This window comes from Microbispora bryophytorum (genome assembly GCF_006874465.1).
Taxonomy (GTDB): domain Bacteria; phylum Actinomycetota; class Actinomycetes; order Streptosporangiales; family Streptosporangiaceae; genus Microbispora; species Microbispora bryophytorum.
The window spans coordinates 91,799-114,296 of sequence record NZ_VIRL01000022.1 but is presented as its reverse complement, the minus strand read 5'-3'; the positions used below and the strand labels follow the sequence as shown (position 1 = coordinate 114,296).

General features: G+C 67.4%; 20 protein-coding genes. 13 read left to right on the top strand and 7 right to left on the bottom strand.

The window, feature by feature from the left end; translation table 11 throughout:
* The first annotated feature begins 152 nt into the window (after positions 1-152).
* Together FLX07_RS30395 and FLX07_RS30390 are read left to right on the top strand one after the other, a co-directional pair.
* Positions 153-1,562 (top strand): HAMP domain-containing sensor histidine kinase, encoded by a 1,410-nt coding sequence (locus FLX07_RS30395; RefSeq protein WP_142575119.1) that lies wholly within the window; start codon positions 153-155, stop codon positions 1,560-1,562.
* Between the two features lie 951 nt (positions 1,563-2,513).
* Positions 2,514-4,622 (top strand): CBM35 domain-containing protein, encoded by a 2,109-nt coding sequence (locus FLX07_RS30390; RefSeq protein ID WP_208762472.1) that lies wholly within the window; start codon positions 2,514-2,516, stop codon positions 4,620-4,622.
* Positions 4,623-4,907: 285 nt separating this feature from the next.
* Here FLX07_RS30390 and FLX07_RS37225 read toward each other — a convergent pair whose 3' ends face one another.
* Positions 4,908-5,252 (bottom strand): PASTA domain-containing protein, encoded by a 345-nt coding sequence (locus FLX07_RS37225; RefSeq protein WP_208762471.1) that lies wholly within the window; start codon positions 5,250-5,252, stop codon positions 4,908-4,910.
* Positions 5,253-6,161: 909 nt separating this feature from the next.
* Between FLX07_RS37225 and FLX07_RS30375 the strand changes: the two genes are divergently transcribed.
* The gene (locus FLX07_RS30375; RefSeq protein ID WP_142575117.1) at positions 6,162-7,112 is read left to right on the top strand and encodes an alpha/beta hydrolase; all 951 of its coding nucleotides are present in this window, start codon (positions 6,162-6,164) and stop codon (positions 7,110-7,112) included.
* 16 nt (positions 7,113-7,128) lie between these two features.
* Positions 7,129-7,848 (top strand): alpha/beta fold hydrolase, encoded by a 720-nt coding sequence (locus FLX07_RS30370; protein WP_142575116.1) that lies wholly within the window; start codon positions 7,129-7,131, stop codon positions 7,846-7,848.
* Positions 7,849-7,938: 90 nt separating this feature from the next.
* Here the strand turns inward: FLX07_RS30370 and FLX07_RS30365 are convergent, their stop codons facing one another.
* Positions 7,939-8,700, bottom strand: coding sequence for an RNA-guided endonuclease InsQ/TnpB family protein (locus tag FLX07_RS30365; protein WP_263407701.1), 762 nt, complete (start codon positions 8,698-8,700; stop codon positions 7,939-7,941).
* Positions 8,701-8,722: 22 nt separating this feature from the next.
* On the opposite strand from FLX07_RS30365, the gene FLX07_RS30360 reads away from it, so the two are divergent.
* From FLX07_RS30360 to FLX07_RS30320, 9 genes are all read left to right on the top strand, one after another.
* The gene (locus tag FLX07_RS30360) at positions 8,723-8,881 is read left to right on the top strand and encodes a type II toxin-antitoxin system prevent-host-death family antitoxin (RefSeq protein ID WP_223854150.1); all 159 of its coding nucleotides are present in this window, start codon (positions 8,723-8,725) and stop codon (positions 8,879-8,881) included.
* Between the two features lie 316 nt (positions 8,882-9,197).
* Positions 9,198-10,460, top strand: a complete 1,263-nt coding sequence (locus tag FLX07_RS30355; protein ID WP_167748448.1) for a M20/M25/M40 family metallo-hydrolase — start codon at positions 9,198-9,200, stop codon at positions 10,458-10,460.
* A complete protein-coding gene (locus FLX07_RS30350; RefSeq protein ID WP_142575113.1) occupies positions 10,457-11,248 on the top strand; it encodes a FadR/GntR family transcriptional regulator in 792 nt (263 codons plus the stop codon). Before FLX07_RS30355 ends, FLX07_RS30350 begins: the two co-directional genes overlap by 4 nt.
* Positions 11,245-12,204 (top strand): ABC transporter permease, encoded by a 960-nt coding sequence (locus FLX07_RS30345; RefSeq protein ID WP_142575112.1) that lies wholly within the window; start codon positions 11,245-11,247, stop codon positions 12,202-12,204. Before FLX07_RS30350 ends, FLX07_RS30345 begins: the two co-directional genes overlap by 4 nt.
* Entirely contained in the window at positions 12,201-13,064 is an 864-nt protein-coding gene (locus FLX07_RS30340; RefSeq protein ID WP_142575111.1) for an ABC transporter permease, read from the top strand. Before FLX07_RS30345 ends, FLX07_RS30340 begins: the two co-directional genes overlap by 4 nt.
* Positions 13,061-14,053 carry an ABC transporter ATP-binding protein gene (locus FLX07_RS30335; protein WP_208762470.1) on the top strand — a complete coding sequence of 331 codons (993 nt, stop codon included), beginning with the start codon at positions 13,061-13,063 and terminating at the stop codon, positions 14,051-14,053. The genes FLX07_RS30340 and FLX07_RS30335 overlap by 4 nt, the downstream gene beginning before the upstream one ends.
* A complete protein-coding gene (locus tag FLX07_RS30330) occupies positions 14,050-15,042 on the top strand; it encodes an ABC transporter ATP-binding protein (RefSeq protein WP_142575110.1) in 993 nt (330 codons plus the stop codon). The genes FLX07_RS30335 and FLX07_RS30330 overlap by 4 nt, the downstream gene beginning before the upstream one ends.
* Positions 15,043-15,082: 40 nt before the next feature.
* Positions 15,083-15,883 carry an alpha/beta fold hydrolase gene (locus FLX07_RS30325; protein WP_142575109.1) on the top strand — a complete coding sequence of 267 codons (801 nt, stop codon included), beginning with the start codon at positions 15,083-15,085 and terminating at the stop codon, positions 15,881-15,883.
* Positions 15,884-15,896: 13 nt separating this feature from the next.
* A complete protein-coding gene (locus FLX07_RS30320) occupies positions 15,897-17,495 on the top strand; it encodes an ABC transporter substrate-binding protein (RefSeq protein WP_167748447.1) in 1,599 nt (532 codons plus the stop codon).
* Here the strand turns inward: FLX07_RS30320 and FLX07_RS37220 are convergent.
* The 5 genes from FLX07_RS37220 to FLX07_RS38590 all read right to left on the bottom strand — a co-directional run bounded on the left by FLX07_RS37220 (position 17,485) and on the right by FLX07_RS38590 (position 22,188).
* Entirely contained in the window at positions 17,485-17,685 is a 201-nt protein-coding gene (locus tag FLX07_RS37220) for a hypothetical protein (protein ID WP_208762469.1), read from the bottom strand. The two genes, FLX07_RS30320 and FLX07_RS37220, sit on opposite strands and share 11 nt — an antisense overlap.
* Before the next feature lie 260 nt (positions 17,686-17,945).
* The gene (locus tag FLX07_RS30310) at positions 17,946-18,593 is read right to left on the bottom strand and encodes a nitroreductase family protein (protein ID WP_142575107.1); all 648 of its coding nucleotides are present in this window, start codon (positions 18,591-18,593) and stop codon (positions 17,946-17,948) included.
* Between the two features lie 59 nt (positions 18,594-18,652).
* Positions 18,653-19,477 carry an isocitrate lyase/PEP mutase family protein gene (locus FLX07_RS30305; RefSeq protein WP_142575106.1) on the bottom strand — a complete coding sequence of 275 codons (825 nt, stop codon included), beginning with the start codon at positions 19,475-19,477 and terminating at the stop codon, positions 18,653-18,655.
* A gap of 930 nt (positions 19,478-20,407) precedes the next feature.
* Complete coding sequence (locus FLX07_RS30295) at positions 20,408-21,712, bottom strand: MFS transporter (RefSeq protein ID WP_142575104.1); 1,305 nt, start codon at positions 21,710-21,712, stop codon at positions 20,408-20,410.
* A 353-nt stretch (positions 21,713-22,065) separates the two neighbouring features.
* Positions 22,066-22,188: a hypothetical protein gene (locus FLX07_RS38590; RefSeq protein WP_263407700.1), complete on the bottom strand. Its 123-nt coding sequence runs from the start codon at positions 22,186-22,188 to the stop codon at positions 22,066-22,068.
* Positions 22,189-22,498: the final 310 nt, after the last annotated feature.

Here is a 22,498-nt window from a genome sequence, read left to right as displayed (position 1 = left end):
CGCAGCTCTGGGAAACGAGCGCACCGCCCCCTCTGACCTGCTTATTCATGCCACCTCACCCGGTTGTGCGATGTGCGGCACAGTCCCTGCTCCCACAATGCTCATGCCGTCGTCCCCACGGTGCGCCATGACTTCGAGGCGAGGAGGCCGTTTTGCGCGTCTTGACTCTTCCCGACCGTTACATCAAGGTTTTCCTCCGGTCGATACGGCCGCGGATAACGCTCCTGCTCACCGTGCTGCTGGCGCTCTTCATCGTGCCCGCCTACGTGCGGGTGGAGGCCCTGACACGTCAGACGCAGGACGACAGCGCCTGGCGCGACGTCGAGCGGCAGGCGACTCTCACCGCGGCCGCCGTACGGGCCGGACCGGCGCGTATCCCCATCAGGCCGGACATCCCGGGAGTCGATCTCATCCAGGTCGTCGGGCCCGATCACCGCGTCATCATGTCGACGCCCCCGGCCCGCGGGCTCGCGCCGTTGTCCGACGTGTGGCCATCACTCCTCACTCCCGAGCGCGATGTCCAGGCCTCGGCTCCCCAGGGGCGCCTCTACCTCTCAGCGGTGCGGCTCAGCTCATCCCCCGACTCGGCCGTCGTCTACGCGGCACGGCGCGCCCCGGACGCCACCTCCGCGAGGAGACTTTGGCTGCTGGTCCTCGAGGCGGCGGTCTTCATCACGCTGGCCGCCTGCATCACCTGGAGGATCGCCGATCGGCTCCTGAGCCCGGTCGGCTGCATCCGCGCCACACTGTGCAGCATCAACAGCCACAACCTCAGCAGCCGCGTACCGGTGCCGCCCGGCAACGATGAGATCGTTCGGCTCGCGTGGACGATCAACGGCACCCTCGATCGCCTTGAGAAGGCGAACGAGTGTTCCAAGCTGGCTCTCACCCATCTGAGCAGGTTCACCAGCGACGCCTCTCACGAACTGCGCACCCCCCTCGCAGGGCTCCGCGTCCTGCTTGAGGAGGCGCAGCTGCATCCATGCGACACCGAGCTTCCCCAGCTCCTTGACGAGGCGTTGCGCGATGTCGACAGGCTGCAGACAATCATCGGCGACCTGCTCCTCCTGTCAGGCCTGGATGCGGGAATCCCTGCAGATAGGGATTTGATAGACCTGTCCCAGCTGGTCAAGGAGGAGGTCGGCCAGCGCATGGACCTGGTTCCCGTTCTGCTCCGGCTCGAGACCGGAACGACCGTCAGAGCCTGCCGGATCCAGATGGCCCGCGTGTTGACCAATCTGCTGGACAACGCCCAGCGGCACGCGAAGCATGTCGTGCAGGTCGAAGTCCACCGCCGCGACGCCACGGCCGAGCTGACCGTCTCCGACGACGGGGTGGGGGTCTCATTGGCGGACAGGGAGCGCATCTTCGAACGGTTCACCAGGCTGGATGCCGCTCGCTGCCGGGATCAGGGTGGCAGCGGCCTCGGGCTCGCCATCGCACGCGACATCGCGCTCGCCCACCGGGGCACCCTGACGGCCGGCTGTTCACCAATGGGCGGCGCACGATTCGTCCTGCGCATCCCCTTTTCCGGATCCACCCCTTCGGTGATTGCCGGCTGACGGCGGGCGTCGGAGATCAGGCATTCGAGGACCCACCGTGAGCTCCTCGATGCTCAGCCCGGCGCCATGCCCGATCCACCACGGGTCCCGGTCCTCCCCGTACGGCTCGACCAGCTTCTCCACCCGGTAGACCCGATCTCACGTCAGGCATGCACTGCTGTTTATATCCCAAATCGAATCGATTCGACGAGCCGGTTCGACTGAACAGAGGCCTGGTTCTTCGCGTGATCGATGGGAAGAGACCCGATGCGGCCCAGAATGCCGACCCAGGCGTGCGCCGCACGACACATCCTCGTTACAGAATCCAGTACCGCGGCGTGCCGTGAACCGATCGACCTCCGATGGTCGCGGACCGGCGGAGGCGGATGGGGAGCGGGCGAACATCGGGGAGATCGCCGGCAGCCCACACCGCCACCTTCTGGACGCCCCGCCGATCTCCCCTCAGGGCGCCACAGGACCGGCGAAACCCCGCGCCCGACCTCGGCTCCTCCCCGTCGAGTCCTCCTCGAACAACAGCACCCGGCCCCTGGGACCTGCGCGGATTCTGGGTCCACGGCGTCGGATGACGGCTGCATGGCGAAGGCGAATCACGGACATTTCCAGCTCTTGACCATCCCGCCGACACGCGCTTATGGTCTAGTCGAATCGATTCGGCGAATCGATTCGACAGACGCACCCCCGACGGGAAAGGCGCATGGTCACATCCTTGTCTCGGCGGGCACGCAGGATCGTGCCGCACGCCGTTCCCGCCTCCGCACTCGCGCTGACCGCGACCCCGTGGCCGCGATGCGGGTCGGCCCGTCCGCGAAAGAAGGAAGAATGTCAGCTCATCCGAAACGCTCAGTCACAGTCAGGCGTCCCGACGGTACAGTTGCGGCCCCCGGTCAGGGCCGGGGCCTGAACGGCAGAAAGGGACTCGCAGCCCTCGGGGCGCTGTTCACTACCGCTGCCTTGCTGGTCATCGGCCAGCACCCTGCCGCGGCAGACCCGAACGTCAGCTCTTCCAGCGTGAAAGAGCTGAACGTCGATCTGTCCGCGAAGACGAAGCGGTCCGAAGGGGTGGGTCTTGGCATTCTCTATGGCATCACGCAGGACGGGTTACAACCGTCCGACGAATACCTCGCCCCGCTGAATATCAATGCCTTCCGCAGCGGCGGCTGGTATGCGGGCGGCTGGATCAAGGACAAGTACACCTTCGGACCGGGCACCCAAGGCAACATCGACGCGGTCATCGCCGAGGCGAAGCGTCTACAGCGCCCGCCCCGTCAGAAGGTCGAGTACCAGGTCCTGCTCAGCGATGTGTTCGGTTCGACCGGCGGGGCTCCGGCGAACACCCTGTGGCCGTGCACCGACGGCGACTGCAGCAACTGGATCACGTTCATCGACGCGACGGTGACCAAGCTCCAGGCTTCCGGCCAGAAGTTCACCTACGAGATCTGGAACGAGCCCGACCTCAGCATCTTCTGGAGACCGGGCGTCAACACGGAACAGTACTTCCAGATGTGGGACAGCGCCTACCGCGAGATCCGGCGCATCGCTCCGGCCGCGACAATCGCCGGCCCGTCGTTCGCCTACACCCCTGAGCGACGACCCGATGAATGGCAGGCCTTCCTGGCCCACGTCAAGGCCGCGAACACTGTCCCCGACGAGATCACCAACCACGACGAGGGGACCGTGGACGACCCGGTCACCGTCGGCAAGTCCCTGTCGGACGCACTCGACGCCAACGGGATCGCCCAACGGCCCCTCTCGGCCAACGAGTACCAGCCCGCGGATCGGCAGACCGCCGGAGATACCGCCTGGTACAACGCCCGACTGGCTCAGTCGAACTATGCCAACGCCATGCGCGGAAACTGGAGTTGCTGCGTCATCCCGAACCTGACCGGGCTGCTCACCAAGACCCCGAGCGGATGGGCGCCCAACGGGAACTGGTGGGCGATGCGAACCTACGCCGACCTGACCGGGACGCTGGTCTCCACCTCCGAGCAAGTCGGGTCGACCGCGATTTCCGCGTCCGAGGACCCCGCGAAGAAGCGCGCTGTGGCGCTGCTCGGTGACATTCAGGGCGCGTACGTCGGGCCGATGGCCGTGACGTTCAAGGGGCTGTCCTCGACGCCGTGGCTGGTCCGCGACGGTCTCGTGCACGCCACCGTCTACAGGATCCCTGAGCAGGCACCCCTGTACACGCGCCAGGCTGTCTTCAGCCAGGACGTCAAGGTCGAGAACAATGCCATCACCGTGCCGTTCGACTTCAAGTCGCAGCACGACGCCTACGGCGTCTATTTGTCCTGGACCGAACCACAGGAGATCTCTCTCGACGCCCCGACCGCCGTGCATGCTGGGAGCACCTACACGGTCCCGGTAACGTTCACCAACGGCGGTGGGGAGATTGATCGCGACGTCCGAACGAGTCTCGCCGCCTACAACCCGGACGGCGAGCCGGCCCCCGGAATCACCATCACCTGCGCGGACGGTCATGCGCCGGCGTGCCCAGGCGTGCCCAAGCTGGCCTCCGGTCAGAGCACTGTTGTGCGATACACGATGACGACCTCTGCCGATCTGCCCAAAGGCAACTACCGGTTCACGGCGGTCGCTACGACGAAGGCACGAGGGCAGGACATCTCCGTGAAGAACTCTGTCGACGCGTTGCTGCACTGTGAGGTAGGGGACGTCTGCGAGGCTGAGGATGGAGCTATGTCCGGCGGAGCATGCCTGGCCACGGACCACCCCGGGTATACGGGATCGGGCTTCGTCGCATGCTTCACCACACGGGGGCCGAGCGTGACTCAGCAGATCGTCGCCCAGGATGCGGGCACCTACTCACTGGACCTCCGCTACTCGGCCGGCCCTGACGGTCCGGCCGGCACCCGGAGCGCATCGGTGTCGGTGAACGGCGGAGATCGTCACCAAATCTCACTTCCGCTCACCGGGAGCTGGAACACCTGGGCCGACGCGACCATTCCGGTGCAGTTGGCAGCGGGTATCAACACGATCAGCGTCAGCTACGGTTCCGGTGACGCCGGGTGGTTCAACCTCGACCACCTGGTAGCCGCCAAGTAGCGCAAGGACCGCATTCCCGGTCGTATGTTCAGGCAGCCCCATCCGGCAACCGGCTACATTCGGTGGCGGATGGGGCTGCTGCTTCGACGCTCCGGATACGAGCAGCCTCACACACTCCACCGCTGGGAGCGTGGCTACGTCCTTGGTCAGGCCGGCGAGTTGGCCCAGTGCATCCGCCTCTCACCGTCCTCTGCTCCGCGGAAGCCAGCCCAGAACCGGCATCAAGCAACAATGCCGATGCCCTGCCCAACGCGATGCGTAAACATGCATCGCAGGACACTTTGGCTATTCGCCGTACTTCTTGGCGTAAAGCACGATGAGCATGTCCGTCGAGACCTTCCGGCCAGCGGCTGGCTTCTGCCGCGTCACCACCCAGTTGCGGTCGTAGACCTGAAACCTGCCACGGCCGGTGGCGTCCTTGTCGTCGAGGAGATAAAACCCCGCCGCCTGGAGCCTGTCCTGGGCGGCCTGAAGATTCATGCCGACGACGTCGGGGAGGGTCTTCTTCTCCGCGACCACGGGCTTGCGTGCCGACGTCGTCGGCGTCTCGTCTTCCACGGATACGGCAGGTGAAGCCGATTCGGTCACGGTGACCGCGGGAGCGGGCTCGGCGGCCGTGACCGTCACCACGGGCGCGGCACTGCCCCCGGCCGTACCGCACGCGGCGAGAGTGACGAGCGCAGCGACGGGGAGAAGATATGCGGCTTTCACGGGGGTTACTCCTTACAAAGTGAACGATAACCGTTGGATAGACGGGCGTTTCACCCCATGAGTTGCCCGCATCACGAAAACTTTGCCCGCCGAAGGAGTTTTGGTTGGAACTCCAGCGCGGCGATTCCGCACGCAGATTGGCGACCATTACCGCTGTAGCCGTGCCAGCCAATCCGCGATGACGACGAAATCACTGCCCGTGAGGCCACGGCGAGGGTCCACCCGATGAAGGTGGGCCTGGGCGTCATGGTGCGCTGACACCCAGGCACGATCAGCATGGGTGATCTCGTCGTCGATCCAGACGAATGAGCGTCCCGCCGCCCACTCGACCAGGCCGCGGGTCTTCCAGTGCAACGGCCCCTGATCGTCCTCCTATAGCCAGGCGGGTTCCTTCAATGCCGGCGCGCGATGACGGTGACCGCGGCATCGCCTCCTTCTGTGTAGGCTGCGACCTGGTCGAAGTCCGGCCTCGCGTCGCCGACCGCTCCAACAGGTTCACGGTGACGATTTCGGCTCCATTCGCATACGGCATCCGGTGATGCCGTTGTGAGCACGGCCGCTTGTCGGACCCCTCCATCGCGCCCTTGCAAGGCCGCGGCCGGCACCGTGGTCCACGGTTGGGGCCGCCCACGTGACGTCGTCGACCAGCGAGTTCACGTCGGGGTACGCGTCGAGCAGCGTGTCGATGCCATCACGTCACTCGTTGATTCGGCACGCCGCCGCTGCTTGTCCGCTTGGGCGGGGGCAGGCGAAGACTTTCGTGGCGTCCCGTCACGAACCCGAGTGGCTGCGCTGTCTTGCTGACTGACACGACAGAAAGGCAACACTATGAACAGGCACGTTCTGGAAGCAGCGGCGCAGGAATTCGCCGATGCCGCCGCCAAACCCCCCTTCCTGTACGAGCTCGGGCCCGATCGCGCCCGTAAGGTGCTCGACGACATCCAGGCCGCTCCGATCGACAAGCCCGACGTCCAGGAAAAGTGGATCACCGTCCCCGCCGAGGCCGGCGAGGTGCGGGTCCGCATCGTCAAGCCGGTCGGCGCCGAAGATCAACTGCCGGCCATCCTGTACGTCCACGGCGGTGGCTGGATCCTCGGCGACGCCGGCACCCATGACCGGCTCGTCCGGGAGCTGGCCGTCGGCGTGAACGCCGCGGTCGTATTCGTCGAGTACGACCGCTCGCCCGAGGCCCGCTACCCGGTCGCGATCGAGCAGGCGTACGCCACCGCGCAGTGGATCAGCACGCACGGCGCCGCCGAGGGCCTCGACGGCTCTCGCCTCGCCGTCGCCGGGGACTCCGTCGGCGGGAACATGACCGCGGTCCTGGCCATCCTGGCCAAGCAGCGCGGCGACGTCACGTTCGTACACCAGTCGCTGTACTACCCGGTCACCGACGCGGGCCAGGACACCGACAGCTACCGCGAATTCGCCGACGGGCCGCACCTCACGGCCAAGGCCATGGCGTGGTTCTGGGACGCCTACCTGCCCGAGAAGGACAAGCGCGACCAGATCACCGCGTCGCCGCTGCGGGCGACGGTCGAGGAACTCGCCGGACTACCCGAGACCTTCCTCATCGTGGACGAGAACGACGTGCTGCGCGACGAGGGCGAGGCCTACGGACGCAAGCTCACCGAGGCCGGCGTTCGCACCACGACCGTCCGCTACAACGGCACCCTCCACGACTTCATGATGCTCAACCCCCTGCGCGGGACCGCCGCCACGACCGGCGCCATCGAGCAGGCGATCCACGTCCTCCGCACGGCCCTCGGCCGCCACTGATCAGAGAGGCAGAATCATGGCCCAGCAGAACCCGACCGTCGTTCTCGTACACGGCGCCTTCGCCGAATCCGCCAGCTGGAACGGCGTCGTCGAGCGACTGCAGGCGAACGCCGTACCCGTGATCGCCGTCGCCAATCCGCTACGCAGCCTGCCGGGCGACGCCGCCTATGTACGCGATGTGCTCGCCGGTATCGACACCCCCGTGGTCCTCGTCGGGCACTCCTACGGCGGCATGGTGATCACCGAAGCCGCCGGCGGCGACAAGGTGGCCGGCCTCGTCTACGTCTGCGCGTTCGCGCCCGAGCAGGGTGAGTCCGCGTTCGCGCTGTCGACCAAGTTCCCCGGGAGCACCCTCGGCGACACCCTTGCCGCTTACCCGGTCACGACCGGCGGCATCGAGTTCGCCATCCGGGCGGACGCCTTCCACCACCAGTTCGCTGCCGACGTACCCGCCGGCCGGGCCGCCGTGATGAGCGCGACCCAGCGCCCGGTCACGGAGATCGCCCTCGCCGCGGGGCTGCCGACGGACGCCCCGGCATGGAGATCCATCCCGTCGTGGTTCGTCTTCGGCGACGAGGACCTCAACATCCCCGTCGCCCTGCACCGCTTCATGGCGGACCGGGCCGGCGCCAAGGGGATACGCGAGGTCCCCGGCGCATCCCACGCGCTCAGCGTTTCCCAGCCTGACGTCGTAACCGCGTCGATCCTCGACGCCGTGTACGCGGTCGGGGCTTGACGCGCTCCCCAGCCTGAAGGCTGGGGATTCAGCCTGTGCCGCGCGTGCGGCACTTCTGTGGCTTCCTGCTTCACCGGGTCCTGCCCTCCGCTAGGCGGCGGGTCTCACGGTCCCTCCGCAGGCGTTTAGCCTGTCCGCCCGTCCGGCGGCCAGGATGTTGATCGCCGCGTTGACGTCCCGGTCGTGGACGGCCCCGCACGGGCAGGTCCAGGACCGGACGGCAAGCGGCATGGATGGCTGGATGGCCCCGCAGGCAGAACACATCTTGGATGAGGGGAACCATCGGTCGATCTTGGCGAAGTGGCGGCCGTACCGGGGCGCCTTGTACTCCAGCATGGACACGAACTGCGACCAGCCCGCGTCGTGAACAGACTTCGCCAACCGGGTACGGCCGAGACCGGACACGGCCAAGTTCTCTACGTACACCGCTTGGTTCTCGCGGATCAACGCGGTGGAGAGCTTGTGTGCCCGGTCGCGGCGCGCGTCGGCCACCCTCGCGTGAGCGCGGGCGACACGGGCGACGGCCTTCTTCCTGTTCGCCGACCCCTTCGCCTTGCGGGACAGCGCCCGCTGTGTCTTCTTCAACCGGCGTTCGGCGCGGCGCAGGAAACGCGGGTTGTCGATCTTCCTGCCGTCCGAGAGGACTGCGTAGTGCGTGAGACCGAGGTCGATCCCCACCTCGGCGGCCGACTCCGGCAACGGCTGGTTGCTCGTTCCGACCACGAACGAGGCGAAGTACCGCCCGGCCGCGTCCTTGACCACCGTCACACTGGTCGGTTCGGCGGGCAGGTCCCGGGACCAGCGCACCGGGACGTCGGCATCCACGTGCATGAACGTGTGTCCGCGCTTCATGACGTGTATGGGCTCGGGAGAGATGAGCGTCGCGGAAGCGCGCCGCCTGTTCGCGGACGTGCTCAACGACGCAGCTGTACGCGGCCGGATCACGTACATCACCAACCGGGGACGGACAATCGCCGCCGTCGTGCCAGTACCGATCGCCGAAACCGCCGAGCAAGCGCAGGACGAACACTGACCGTCAGGGCACGCTCGGGCCTTGGCGGCCCTCCCACGCGGGCCTTCACCCCCAGCCTGAAGGCCGGAGCACTGGCCCGTAACTCGGCAGCCGGTCCAGTGGTGAGATCCCCGGCAGCGCCACCGGGGACCAGCCCCGTCAGCGGCACGGCCGCTCTCACCATCCCGGCCCACGGTCTTCCGGCCGGCGGCGCCTCACTTTCGGTCAGGCCCACTACCTCGGGAAACGTAACATAACCGAATTACGGACAGGCTTGACGGGCGTTATGCCACCTCTTTATGGTCTATGGACCGAACCATATACCTTTGGAGGTGACATGGTCAGCGGGGAAGCTCTCGACAGCGCTGTCGATGCCTTGGCGGAGGAAGCCTTCGCTTTCCTCGAGCGCCTCGTCGCGGCGCCCAGCACGGTGGGCCACGAGGCCGAGGTCTGTGACGTATTCGGGGCGGAGCTCGCCGCGACCGGTTTCGACGTGGAGTTCCTGCCGATCCCGGAGGAGATCGTCTCGGACCCGCTCGCCGGCGTCGGTCAGACGTCCTATGCCGGGCGGGCCAACGTCCTGGGAAGGCGGGGCCGTGGAGACGGCCCGTCCCTTCTTCTGAACGGCCATCTCGACGTGGTGCCGGCCGACTCACCCGAGTTCTGGAGCAGCCCCCCGTTCCAGCCGACCCGGCGGGACGGCCGGCTGTACGGCCGTGGCGCGGGCGACATGAAGTGCGGTTTCGCGATGGGTGTGCTCGCCGTACGGGCCCTCGACGAGGTGGCGCCGGGGTTCGACACCGGTCGGCTGATGTTCCTGGGTGCCATCGAAGAGGAGTGCACAGGCAACGGCACGCTGTCGGCGTCGCGGGCCGGGGTGCTCGCCGACGCCGCCGTCGTACTCGAACCCACCGACCTCGGCATCCTCGCCGGAGGGGTCGGCGTGATCTGGCTCGACGTGCGCGTCGTCGGCCGGTCCGCGCACGCCGAGTCCGCCCACATGGCCGTCAATCCGGTGGATCTGTGCGGCGTCCTCACCCAGGGTCTGCGGAAGTGGTGCGAACAGCTCCCGCAGGAGGCGCCCGACGAGGCCTTCGCCGAGCTGGCCAGCCCGTACAACCTCAATGTCGGGGGCATCTCCGCCGGTGACTGGCACTCCAGTGTGCCGACCGACGCCGTGCTGAGGCTTCGTGTCGGTTTCCCGCGGTCATGGTCCCCAGGCGAGGCCGAGCAGCGGATCAGAGCCGCCATCGCAGACATCGTGGCCCGTGACGGCCGGTTCCCGTCCGAGCCTGTCGTCACGGCCGCGGGGTTCCGGGCGGCCGGGTATGCCCTCGCGGACGGGCATCCGCTGAGCGCCGCCATGGCCCGGGCCCATCGCGAAGTGCACGGCGCCGACCCGCGCAGGTTCGTCACGGGCGCCACCACGGACGCCCGGTTCTACGTCAACGACTTCGACGTCCCCGCCCTCTGCTACGGCCCGCAGGTCTACGACATGCACGGGATCGACGAGAGCGTCGAGCTGAGCAGCATCGTCGACGGAGCAAAGGTGCTCGCGCGCTTCCTCCACCACTGGTTCGAGCGGCAGCACCGCGGATGAGCGAGATCTTCGAGGCTCCGCTGCTGAACGAGCTGCAGCGTGACAGCACCGACCCGCTGGCCGGGCCGATCGTGGTGCGCAACGCGCCGGAACAGATCGTGGAGCGTCTCGTCACCGCCGTCGCCCTCGGGGTGTACGTGCCCGGCCAGGCGCTTCCGCCCGAGCGCGAGCTCGCGTCGTTGCTCGGCGTCTCCCGGGCGACCGTGCGTGAGGCGCTGCGCCGCATGACCGACAGCGGCTACATCGAGCAACGCCGCGGCCGCAACGGCGGCTCGTTCGTGCTGGAGGACTGGCGGCCGTCGTCGGCCGACCTCATCCGACGGCACCTGCTGCCCAACTGGACCCGCTTCGAGGCGTTGTTCGACACCCGCCAGCTCCTGGAGCCGGTGATCGCCGCGACGGCGGCCCTCCGCCGCAACGACGACGACGTGGCGGCCCTCTCGCAGGCCCTCGACGACTACCACGCGGCCACCGACCGCGAGGAGTCCCGCGTCGCCGACGAGCGCGTGCACCGGGCGGTCGCGGAGTCGACGCACAACCCTGTCCTGGTCGGGCTGAGCGCTCAGATCCGTACGAGGATCAGTCTTGACCTGGGCGCCGAGCCGTACACGCCGGAGATCCGCCGGGTCGCCGCGGTGCAGCACGGACTCCTGGCCGACGCCGTGATCGACCAGGACTCCGAACGCGCCTCGGCGATCGCCCTCGAGCACTTCGGCCTGACCGAGAAACTGGTTCGCGACCTGGTGGCGCGAGTCCGGGACCTGGCGATCCTGGAGACCGACGAATGAACCCGCGCCTGCTTTTCGTGCTCCGACGGCTCGGGCTCACCATCCCGGTGCTGTTCGTGATGAGCGTCGTCATCTTCCTGATCATCCGGCTGGTTCCCGGCGACCCGGTCCGGACCATGCTGGGTTTCCGCGCCACCCCGGAGTCGGTAGCGCAGGTGCGGGCCCAGCTTCACCTCGACGACCCGTTGTGGACGCAGTACCGCGACTGGGTCGCCGGTGTCCTGCACGGCGATTTCGGCCAGGACTTCGTGAGTAAGGCGCCGCTCAGCGAACTGCTCGCGCAGCGCGTCCCCGTCACCTTGGAGATCACGCTGCTGTCGATGGTTCTCGCCGTCGCCGTCGGCGTGCCGCTCGGCGTCCGCGCGGCGGTCGGCGGCCGGTGGGTGCGCCGCCTGACCGAGGGCTTCGTGGTCTTCGGGATCAGCGTCCCCGACTTCTGGCTCGGCATCATGCTCGTGCTGGTCTGCGCCGGCACGATGATGTGGCTGCCGCCGTCGGGATACGTGCCCTTCATGGAAGATCCCGGCGGCAACCTCACGTACATGATCCTTCCGGTGCTCACGCTGGCCGTCGCCGAGGCGGCGTACATCATCCGGACGACCCGCGGGGCGATGCTGGGAGTGATCGGACGGCCCTTCATCGTCTATCTGAGGGCGAAGGGCACCAAGGAACGCTCCATCGTTTACCGTCACGCCCTACGTAACGCGGCGACGCCCATCGCCACGGTCATCGGCATCCAGTTCGGTGTCCTGCTGGGCGGCGCGATCGTCGTGGAGACGCTCTTCGCGCTCCCGGGAGTCGGCCGGCTGATCGTCACGGCCATCAACCAGCGCAACTACCCGGTGGTCCAGGCCGGGCTGTTTGTGGTGGCGACGCTGTTCATCCTGGTCAGCCTCATCACCGACCTGGTGGTGGGCTTCATCGACCCGCAGGTGTCCGACAGGGGAGACTCATGACGGCCAAGAGCATCCCGGCAGGGGTGACCGCCGTGGTCAGGGCGTTCTTCTGGCTGCCGCGCTCCGCGCGGGCCGGCGTGCTCATCCTCGTGGTGCTGGTGATCGTCACCCTCCTCGCGCCCTTGATCGCGCCGCACGATCCCAACGCCATCGATCCCACACGCGTGCTCGCCGGGCCTGACCTGGGGCACCCCTTCGGAGCCGACGCGCTCGGCCGGGACGTGTTCAGCCGCACGGTGTACGCCTTGCGGACCAGCCTGGCGATCGTCTTCGCGTCCGTGGCCGTCGCCTCCCTTGCGGCCCTCCCCCTGGGGACGGCCGCCGGCTACTTCGGCGGATGGGTCGACCAGGTCATCTCGCGCCCGCTCGACATGCTTCTCGTCCTTCCCGCGCTCCTCCTCGCGATCACCCTCATCGCGATCGTGGGGCCCGGGAGCATCGTGGCGGCGCTGGCCATCGCGCTGATCTACCTGCCGATTCTGGCGCGGGTGCAGCGTGCGGCGTCTCTCGTGGTCGCGCATGCGGGTTTCGTCGAAGGCGGCCGGGCCCGCGGCTGGTCGTCGTTCGCCGTACTGCGGCGTCACGTCGTGCCGAACGCGCTGGGCCCACTGCTCGTGCAGGCGGCGATCCTGGCAGGGTTCGCGGTCCAGATCGAGGCTTCGCTGAGCTTCCTTGGCCTTGGCACACAGCCGCCCACCCCGTCGCTCGGGCTCATGCTCTCCGAAGGCCGCGACGTGCTCACGCAGGCCCCCTGGGTCGAGATCTTCCCCGGGCTGGCCATCGCCGTCATCGTCCTCGCCTTCAATCTGCTCGGTGACGGGCTGCGTCACCGCCTCGACCCGCAGGGGATGGTCTCGTGACCCGCGCCATGCTTCAGATCGACGACGTGCGGGTGCGCATCCCGGTGAAGGGAGGTCGCTGGGTGGAGGCCGTGGGCGGGGTCACACTGGCCGTCGGCTCCGGTGAGATCGTCGGCCTGGTGGGGGAATCGGGCTGCGGGAAGTCCACGCTCGGCGGAGCTGTCATGGGCCTGCTGCCCAGCGGGTCACAACTGTCCGGCCAGGTGCTGCTGGACGGCCGGGATCTGCGCGGTCTCACCGCCGAGGAGTATCGCCAGGTACGCGGCAACGACATCGCCCTGGTCAGTCAGGACCCCTCGGCCAGCCTCGACCCGACATTCGCGGTGGGGGCCCAGGTCGCCGAGGCCATCCGCAACCATCGCGACATCAGCCGGCGCGCAGCGCGCGAGCAGGCCGTCGAGTTGCTGCGCGCCGTGGGCATCCCGGATCCCGCCGCCAGATACTCCGACCCGCCCCACCGGTTCTCCGGCGGTATGAAGCAGCGCGTGGTGATCGCCGCGGCTCTCGCCAACGATCCCTCGGTGCTCATCGCCGATGAACCGACCACCGCCCTCGACGTGACCATCCAGGCCCAGATCCTGCACCTGCTACGCGACCTCACCGTCCGCACGGGCACCGGAGTGCTGCTGATCACGCACGACCTCGGCGTCGTCGCCCAGGTCTGCGACCGCATCGCCGTGATGTATGCCGGACAGGTCGTGGAGCAGGGGACGGTCCGCGACGTCTTCGCCGACCCGCTGCACCCGTACACCCGGGCGCTGCTCGACTCGCAGCCGGCCGCCCACCACCGATCCGGAGATCTTCCCGTCATCCTCGGCCAGGTGCCCGATCTCACCCATCCGCCCGCCGGTTGCCGGTTCGCGGCGCGGTGCGCCCGGGTCCACGACCGCTGCACCACTGCCCCGCCGGTGGTGGAAACGCAGGGCGGGGGCCGAGTCGCCTGCTGGCTGCACGACGCTCTCCCACCTGTGGCCCAGGAGGTCTCATGACGGCACTACTCGACGTACGCGGACTCGTCGTCACCTTCCCCGCCCCCGGGTCGGGCCTACGGCGCAAACGCGTGCACGCGCTGTCCGGCGTCGACCTGACTCTGGGGCGCGGCCATACCCACGGGCTGGTCGGCGAGTCAGGCAGCGGGAAGAGCACGCTGGCCCGCTGCGTTCTCGGCCTGCAGCGTCCGGACGACGGCTCAGTGCTCTTCGACGGCACGGAGATCGTCGGATTGCGGGGCAGCGCGCTTCGCGACATTCGCCGGCGCATCCAGCCGGTCTTCCAGGATCCGCTCGGCAGCCTGGACCCCCGGTGGACGGTCGGCCGCAGCGTGCGCGAGTCGCTGGACGCCTACGGCGTCGGGTCGCCGCCCGATCGGGAGCGCCGGGTCCGCGAACTACTCGACCTGGTGGGGTTGTCGCCCGACCACGCGGACCGGCACCCCGTGCAACTGTCCGGCGGCCAGCGGCAGCGGGTGGGGATCGCCGCGGCGCTGGCCAGCGGCCCCGACCTCATCGTGGCCGACGAACCGGTCAGTGCCCTCGACGTCAGCGTGCAGGCCCAGATTCTCAATCTGATGGCGCGGCTGCAGCGCGACCTCGGGGTGGCCTTCCTGTTCGTCAGCCACGACCTCAGCGTCGTCGAGCACGTCAGCGATGAAGTCAGCGTGATGTATCTCGGGAAGATCGTCGAGACCGCGGATCGGGCCGATCTGTTCGCCAACCCGGTGCACCCGTACACCCGGGCGCTGCTGGACGCTGTCCCGATTCCCGAGCCGGACGCGCGGCTCGTCCACGTCCCGCTGTCCGGCGACATTCCCAGCCCGATCGACCCTCCGTCGGGGTGCCGGTTCCATCCCCGCTGCCCGCTACGAGTGGACTCGTGCTCGCGGGAACGTCCCGCCCTCACACCCGTCGGGACACTCAACAGCGCCGACCACACCCCCCACCTCGTCGCCTGCCCCGTCGTGCTGCCGGCCCGGCCGTAGCACGACCCGACTCCACTACAGAACTGATTTCGGAGGTCCCATGTCGACCGCTTTCGTCAATGGCATCACGATCAATTACGAGCTCGAAGGCGAGGGGCCCGAAACGGTCGTCCTCGTCAACGGCCTCGCCGACGACCTGGAGACCTGGGAGGCCCAGGTGCCGGCGCTGCTGGACGCGGGGCTGCGGGTCCTGCGCTTCGACAACCGTGGTATCGGCGCGTCGGACAAGCCGGCCGGGCCGTACACTTCCCGGCTGCTCGCCGATGACGCGAAGGCGCTCGTCGACCACCTGGGGCTGACCGGCATCCACCTGGCGGGCGTCTCCATGGGAGGCATGATCGCCCAGGAGTACGCCCTGGCCTACCCCGACGATCTGAAGTCCCTGACGCTCGCCTGCACCTATGCCGCGCCTGGACCGTTCTGCTCCCGCATGTTCGCGCTCTGGGCCGACATGGCCAGGGAGATGGGCGTCCCCACGGTGATGCGGGACGTCGGGCTGTGGGCCTTCACCGTGCCGTTCTTCGAGGAGCGGCCGGAGGAGGCCGCGGAGTTCGACACCGCCATGGCGGAGATGACCATGACCGTCGAGGCGTACCTGTCCCAGCTCAACGTCATCCAGACCCACGACACCACCGAGCGGCTGGCGCAGCTCACCGCTCCGACGCTTGTGCTCGCGGGAGAGGAGGACATCCTCATCCCGGTCCGGCTCTCGCGGCGTCTGCACGAAGCCGTGCCGGGGGCGCGATGGGCCACCGTTCCCGGCGGCCATGCCTGCCTGTGGGAGACCCCCGAGCCGTTCAACACCACCCTTATCGACTTCGTCCGCGCCCACTCCGGCTGACCAGGAGAAAGTCATGACATTCAATTCCGGCCCTGACTTTTCGCGGCGGTCGTTCCTGCAGCGCGCGGGCCTTCTCGGGTTCAGCGTGGTCGGCGTCGGCGCAGCAGGCTCGCTGCTGTCGGCCTGCGGTCCCACCAACTCCACGGCTGCCGGGGGCGGAGCCGCCGCCGCGTTGAAGCCGGGTGGCGTGCTGAAGGCCGCCCTCACCGGCGAGCCGGACAGCCTCGACCCCGCGGTGTCGTCGGTCTACACCGGCGCTCAGGTTTACGACGGCATCTTCAGCAAGCTTGTCGACCTCGGACCCGACGGCTCCGTCGTCCCGCGGCTGGCCACCAAATGGACCGCCCAGGACGACAAGACGTGGGTCTTCGACCTCGCCGACAACGCCTACTTCCACAACGGTGAGAAGTTCAGCGCGGCCGACGTGAAGTACACCTTCGAGCGGATCCTCGACCCGAAGACCGCGAGCGCGTACGCCCCGCTGTACACGCCGATCGACTCGATCGAGGTGGTCTCCCCCACACAGGTGATCTTCCATCTGAAGTCGTCGTTCGGTCCGTTCCTGACGAACCTGGCCAACAACGGCGAGATCGTCAACCAGAAGGCGATCGAGTCGAAAGACCCGGCCCGCAACCCGGTCGGCACCGGACCGTTCCAGTTCGTCGAGTGGGTCCAGGGCGACCACATCACGCTGAAGAAGTGGGACAAGTACTTCCGCTCCGGTCGTCCGTACTTCGACGAGGTCGACTTCCGGTTCCTGCTGGTGGATCAGAGCCGCGTGGACGCCTTGTCCGCCGGGGAGATCAACTGGGCCGACGCCGTTCCGCTGCAGCAGCTGCCCACCCTGAGCAAGGACCCGCGCTTCACCTACAAGACCAGCCCCGTGGCCGGCATCCCGGACTTCCTCGCGATGAACGTAGCCAAGGCGCCGTTCAACAAGAAGGAAGTGCGTCAGGCCATCGCCTGGGCCATCGACCGCAAGGTGATCAAGGACATCGCCTACTTCGGGTCGGGCGAGGTCGGCGTACAGGAGGTGCCCAGCGGATCTCCGTGGTACGACGGCGTCGACCCATTCGCCGCCGGGCCGAACCTCGACAAGGCCAAGCAGCTCCTCGCCGCTGCCGGATACCCCAACGGGCTGACGATCCACTACCTCGGCCTGCCGCAGTATCCGGAGCTGCTGAAGACCGGCGAGATCGTCGCCGAGGCGCTGAAGAAGATCGGCATCACGATGCAGATCGAGCAGGTCGACGTGTCCGTGTGGTTTGACAGGTACTCCAAGGGCGACTACGAGATCACCAGCGCCTACCAGGAGCGCACCATCGACCCGGACAACTTCTACTCGCTCGTAGCGAGGACGGGGGGCTCCATCAACTCGATGAAGTACTCCAACCCGGCCCTCGACAAGCTCATCGACCAGGCCGCATCCTCCACAGACATGGCCGAGCGCAAGAAGCTGTACACCCAGATCCGCGCGATCGTCCAGGACGACTGCCCGCTGATCTTCACGCACTACGAGACGCTCAACTACCTCATGCAGAAGAACGTGAGCGGCTCCGTCGTGAACCCCACGCTGGAACTCAACCTGGAGGACGTGGCCTTCACCGGATGACGTGCGCCCAGATGATGCCGGCGTTCACAGCCTGACGGTCGAGTTCGAGGCCGTTGGCGAAGCCGTGCAGGTGACGAAGGTTGGTGGACGGCGGCGATGACGTCGTGGTGCGTCTGCTGCCCCGGACGCCCATGAAGGCGGCGGGGACGCGCACCATGGACGTGAGGGGGCAGGCCGAGACGGCGTACAACTGTGCGAGCGTGGACTCAAGGCCGTTGGGGGCGTGTTGCTGTCAGCGCTGCTGTCCCCTCAGCCATGGTCACTCGGCCGGAAGGCCCGAATCAGGCCTGCGGACGACGGTCTGGCACTGCCGACGGCATCGCGCGGGCCGTGATGACCGCCGGCGGCGCCTGCCGCCGCGCTGGTTGTCCGGGGTGGGACGCCATCGAGGACCGGGATGTCGGTGGTCTGCGTACTTCAACCACGGTCGTTCCCGATGCCGGCGATGTTTTAGACGAAGGTGAACAGCCGGTCGGCTTCGAAGCGCGAAACCGGGCCGTTGTACACCTTCGTAAGGTCGGGGTAGCCGAGGGCCAGCAGCACTGTCGTGGTGTGTCCGGTTTCGCGGATCTTGAACGCCGCGTCGACACTGATCGGGTCGAACCCTTCGAGCGGCGTGGCCTCGACGCCGAGCTCAGCGGCCGCCATCATGGTCATGCCCAGCACCAGGTAGGTCTGCTTTTCCATCCAGTGGTTCAGGTCCTTGTAGCGGTAAATGCGCAGGTTGAGGAAGTCGCGGGTCATTGACTGCCACAGCGCGTTCTTCGCCTGGTCGGGGAACCGGCCGTCGGCCGTCTCCTTGTCGAACACCTCCTCGATGTGACTCTCGGGCAGATCTGCTCGGGTGGTGAGGATGATGGTGTGCGACGAGTTCAGGATCTTCCCGCTGTTGTCTTGGAATCGTTCGCCCAGGTTGGCCGCGAGGCGCTCTTTGGCTTCAGTCGTGGCGAGTACGTAGAAGTGGTTGGGCTGGATGTTCGTCGATGTCGGCGCGGAGCGCAGAAACTCCAACAGGTGTTGCAGGGTTTCTGCCGGGATGGTCTTGCTGGGATCGAAAGCCCTGGTGAGGTGCTTGCTCATGAGCTTGTCGAGATCCATGTCAACCTGCCTTCTTCTTGTGATCACTAGGTGAGGAGCGGTGGTTCGTAGGGTTTGGGCTAGTTCTTGCCGCGGGCAAGAACTCCACTGATGCGCTCGAAGCTGATGCCTGTCGTCGCCGAGCCGAGATCGCCCGCGACGAGCGCCTTGATCGCGTGTTCGAGTGCCCCCGTCGCGTGCATGTAGAGCGACGGACCCAAGCTGATGCGTTTGACCCCGGCCTTCTGCAGTTCAGCGACGGTCAGCACCTTGTCCGCCGGTGACACGAGGACGTTGACCGGTGTCGGCGCGACCGCGGTGACGATCGCGTCAAGTGCGTCGAGGTCGGGTGGGTACGGGGCGTAGACCACATCCGAGCCGACCTCGGCGAAGGCCGTCAGACGCCGGATGGTGTCGTCGAGATCGGGCCGCCCCTGGATGAAGTTGTCGGTGCGGCCGGTGACAACGATGCGTCCCTTGGCTGCCTCGACGGCGCTACGCACGCAATTGACTGCGTCGTCGAAGTCGCGGATGGGGTGATCGGGATCGCCCGAGGTGTCCTCGATACCGATACCGGCCAGGCCGAACTCGACGGCGGCTTCGACGGTCGCCGCGACGTCTTCAGGCGTGTCGCCGTAACCGTCCTCGAAGTCTCCATTTACGGGCAGCCCGGTGAGCCGGCCGAGCAGCCGCGCATGCTCGAGGTGCTCTTCGCGGGTAACTTGGTGACGCCCGTCGAGGCGGCCGAGTGTGCTGGCGAGCGCCGCCGAGGATGTCCCGATCGCCTCGAAGCCGGCATCGGCCAGCATCAGCGCCGAGAGGCCGTCCCAGGCGTTCGGCATGACGAGGCCACCGTCGCGGGTGTGCAGCGCCATGAATTTCTCATAAAGCTCGGAGCCCGGCATGTCGGAGCCTTTCCTGAGTGATCGTGGAGTCGGTGAGGGTTCGCCGGCTGCGTGCGCGGACCGCGTCGGTCGTGACACGGCGAATCTCGACCTCCGGCCAGGGTGCGAGTAGACCTCATCAAGCCCAAGTCGGGCTCTCAGTGCCGCAGAGCTCCGCCGCCGGCCTTACCTGTGTTGACCGCAACCCGGCAGAGGACGTCGGTTGCGCCGGGCGCGTTGTGAAGTGCACTGCGAGGGGCGACTCCGTCGGCGCCGAGTTCCGGATCTCGTCGCAACGCATGCAAGAAGGACTATACAGTCCAATCCCAGGCGAGAAGGACTGTGCAGTCCAAAACCTGGCGAGCCAAGAATGTGGCACCTCAACGCGCTGGACCGCACCCCCGGGGCTGACGTACCGACCAGCCGGATCGTGCTCACACTGGACCAAGAAGACCATGCGCTTCAAGCACTTCCGGCACACTCAGGGCACAGGAAGCGTGACATGGAGGCTTGTCGAGCGCGGCCCGAGCCCGCTCGGAGGGGGCCGCGCGCAGATCGGTTCGTCGCCGCACAGGGCTGCCTGAAGACCGCCGAGCATTCGGCGGCTCTTGGAGGGCGCAGGTCTGAGACCTCCCGGTTGAACTCACGGTCCTGGGGCGCGCATCACGCCAAGGCGGTCTATCGCTACATCGCCCAAGGCCGGGCCGAGGGCGATCGGCCCGTGGTCACACCCCGCCGTCTGGCTCGGCTTCTGCTCACCCGCCCCGGTCGACAGCGATCGGCACACTCTTCTTCACGGTCGAACGACGCTCAGACATCCAAAGAGCCTGATCACTTCGGAGGTGATCAGGCTTCTGACCTGCTAGAACAGTGTCCGGACGCTCACCTGACCCAAGAATGGTGAGCCGACGAGGCGCCAAGTCGGCCACCCCCTGCCTCGCTCCGGTCTCCTCATTCCCTCCGGGCGAGTGTTATGAACCGCGCCGCCACCGTGGCGAGCACGGCGGAGGCAAGGACGGTGAAGCCCGCCGTGAGGAACACCGTATGCAGGGTTGTCGACGAGACAAGGATCGCGCCGAGGCCAGACCCTGCCGCCAGGGCTATCTGAAGGTTCGTCACATTCACCGCCGACGCGGCCTCCGGAGTTTCCGGGGCCGCGTCGAGTAGCCAGACCAGTGTTCCCGGGTTCACGACTCCCCAGACCAGGCCCCACAGCGCGAGCAACAGGCCGGCCAGCCAGGGTATGGTGCCCGCGCTGGCCAGCCCGATGAGCAATGCGGCCACCACCGTCGCCGACCCGGCGAAGCTGCCGATCACTCCGCGCTTGAACAGCGATCCGGCGACGAGTGAGCCGACGATGCCACCGCAGCCGTAGATGACGTACAGCAGGGAGACCACGCCGCTGGACAGATGCGTGTGGTCCATCAGGAACGGGGTGATGTACGTCCACGCGGTGAACTGTCCGATGAACACCACCGCGCCCGCCGCCATCCCAATCCGGGCGGCCCGCCGCGTCACGACTCCCACGAGATCACGCAGGTGCGTACGCCCGTCCGGTGGAATACCCGGCAGCAGGACCGTCTGCACAACCACGACAATCAGTGTCGCCGCCGCCGCGGTGGCGAAAGTGAGACGCCAGCCGACGAGGTCGCCGAGGAACTGTCCCGCCGGCAGCCCCACCACCGTCCCACCCGAAATACCCGCCGCGATGATGGTGATGGCACGAGTGCCGCCGGCCGGGCCCACCAGCTTGGGGCCGACCGGTGAGACCACGGTCCAGAAGGCTCCGAGGGTGGCGCCGAAGAGCATACGGGCGATCAGCACCAGGACGAAGGTCGGCGCCACCGCGACGACCGCATTCGACACCAGCACCGTCAGACCCAGGACGAGAATGGCCGAGCGCCGGTTGAAGCGGCCGGAGCCGAGGAAGAACAGCGGCGCCGACACCGCGGCGCTGAAGCCCGGCACGAGCACCATCAGCCCTGCGAGGCCGAGCGAGACATGCAGTCCGTCGGCGATCTGCGGTAGCAGCCCCACCGGCAGCGTCTCGGTCATGACGACGACGAACGCGCCGAGCGCGACCGCACCGACGGACGCCCAGCCCCGCCTGCTCCTGGGCTCCGCGGCAGTGGCGGCAGTGGCGGCAGCGCGGACGGCTGCAGGCTGGGTCGGGACGGCTGCGGCGCACGACGATGCCGCGACCACGCGCACCCGCGGTGCGTGGTGTGCCGGCGTCGCCTCTGCATTTTCGATCATGTGTACTCCTCGCTCACCGCATGCTCCTGACGGGGCTCTGCTCTGTAAGCACTCAGGGTGTATCTGCACGAGTCACGCGGGCATTCAGAACAGCTCACGTCGCGATCTAGGTCCATGAGCCCAGTGCGCGGCCGTGTTAGCCCTTGATGAGGTCGATGATGTGGCCGAAGTTCAAATTTGACGCGAGCGCCGTCAGGTCTCCCTTTGCTCCGTCCTCGAGTTGCGGCGCGTGGTGGGCCCGATGAGTTCGGTCGATCCGCTGCCTAGAAGATGATTGGACGATTCGGTCCAAAGAAGGCTATCGCGGCTTCGGCAGGCGTGCGCGCCTGGTCCTGGTCAGTTGATGCCGCTCATCAACGCGATCCCACCAGTGCCGGGCCGTCGCGGCCGGCCCCGCCGACCACCAGCCACCGGGCACGCTGTACGCCGACCACGACCACGACCACGACCACGACCACGACCACGACCACGACCACGACAAGTACCGCAGACAGGCCTGCGAGGTCGGGATCACCCTGGCGTGGCGAGGAGTACGGCTCCGGCCTGGGCGTGTACCGCTGTACGCTTGTCGATCATCTGACTGGACTAAATAGTCCCTTATGATGCATGATGGGTGGGCCGGAGAACGAAGTTGCGTCAGGCGAGTTCAGCGTCGCCGATTGCGTGAACGTCGTAAGAACGCTGAGCTTCTTCATGCCGGGTTCGCCAGTTACCAGCCTGCCATTGAAGCCGTCCTCTCAAGACGAGTGGTCCCATCAATCCCTGGCCTCGTTCGCCGCGTCGGCC

Excerpts from the sequence above, each read along its gene's own strand:
- FLX07_RS30375 (WP_142575117.1), top strand. The coding sequence starts at position 6,162 with ATGAACAGGCACGTTCTGGAAGCAGCGGCGCAGGAATTCGCCGATGCC.
- FLX07_RS30370 (WP_142575116.1), top strand. The coding sequence starts at position 7,129 with ATGGCCCAGCAGAACCCGACCGTCGTTCTCGTACACGGCGCCTTCGCC.
- FLX07_RS30365 (WP_263407701.1), bottom strand. The coding sequence starts at position 8,700 with ATGAAGCGCGGACACACGTTCATGCACGTGGATGCCGACGTCCCGGTG.
- FLX07_RS30360 (WP_223854150.1), top strand. The coding sequence starts at position 8,723 with ATGAGCGTCGCGGAAGCGCGCCGCCTGTTCGCGGACGTGCTCAACGAC.
- FLX07_RS30355 (WP_167748448.1), top strand. The coding sequence starts at position 9,198 with ATGGTCAGCGGGGAAGCTCTCGACAGCGCTGTCGATGCCTTGGCGGAG.
- FLX07_RS30350 (WP_142575113.1), top strand. The coding sequence starts at position 10,457 with ATGAGCGAGATCTTCGAGGCTCCGCTGCTGAACGAGCTGCAGCGTGAC.
- FLX07_RS30345 (WP_142575112.1), top strand. The coding sequence starts at position 11,245 with ATGAACCCGCGCCTGCTTTTCGTGCTCCGACGGCTCGGGCTCACCATC.
- FLX07_RS30340 (WP_142575111.1), top strand. The coding sequence starts at position 12,201 with ATGACGGCCAAGAGCATCCCGGCAGGGGTGACCGCCGTGGTCAGGGCG.
- FLX07_RS30330 (WP_142575110.1), top strand. The coding sequence starts at position 14,050 with ATGACGGCACTACTCGACGTACGCGGACTCGTCGTCACCTTCCCCGCC.
- FLX07_RS30325 (WP_142575109.1), top strand. The coding sequence starts at position 15,083 with ATGTCGACCGCTTTCGTCAATGGCATCACGATCAATTACGAGCTCGAA.
- FLX07_RS30320 (WP_167748447.1), top strand. The coding sequence starts at position 15,897 with ATGACATTCAATTCCGGCCCTGACTTTTCGCGGCGGTCGTTCCTGCAG.
- FLX07_RS30310 (WP_142575107.1), bottom strand. The coding sequence starts at position 18,593 with ATGGATCTCGACAAGCTCATGAGCAAGCACCTCACCAGGGCTTTCGAT.
- FLX07_RS30305 (WP_142575106.1), bottom strand. The coding sequence starts at position 19,477 with ATGCCGGGCTCCGAGCTTTATGAGAAATTCATGGCGCTGCACACCCGC.
- FLX07_RS30295 (WP_142575104.1), bottom strand. The coding sequence starts at position 21,712 with ATGATCGAAAATGCAGAGGCGACGCCGGCACACCACGCACCGCGGGTG.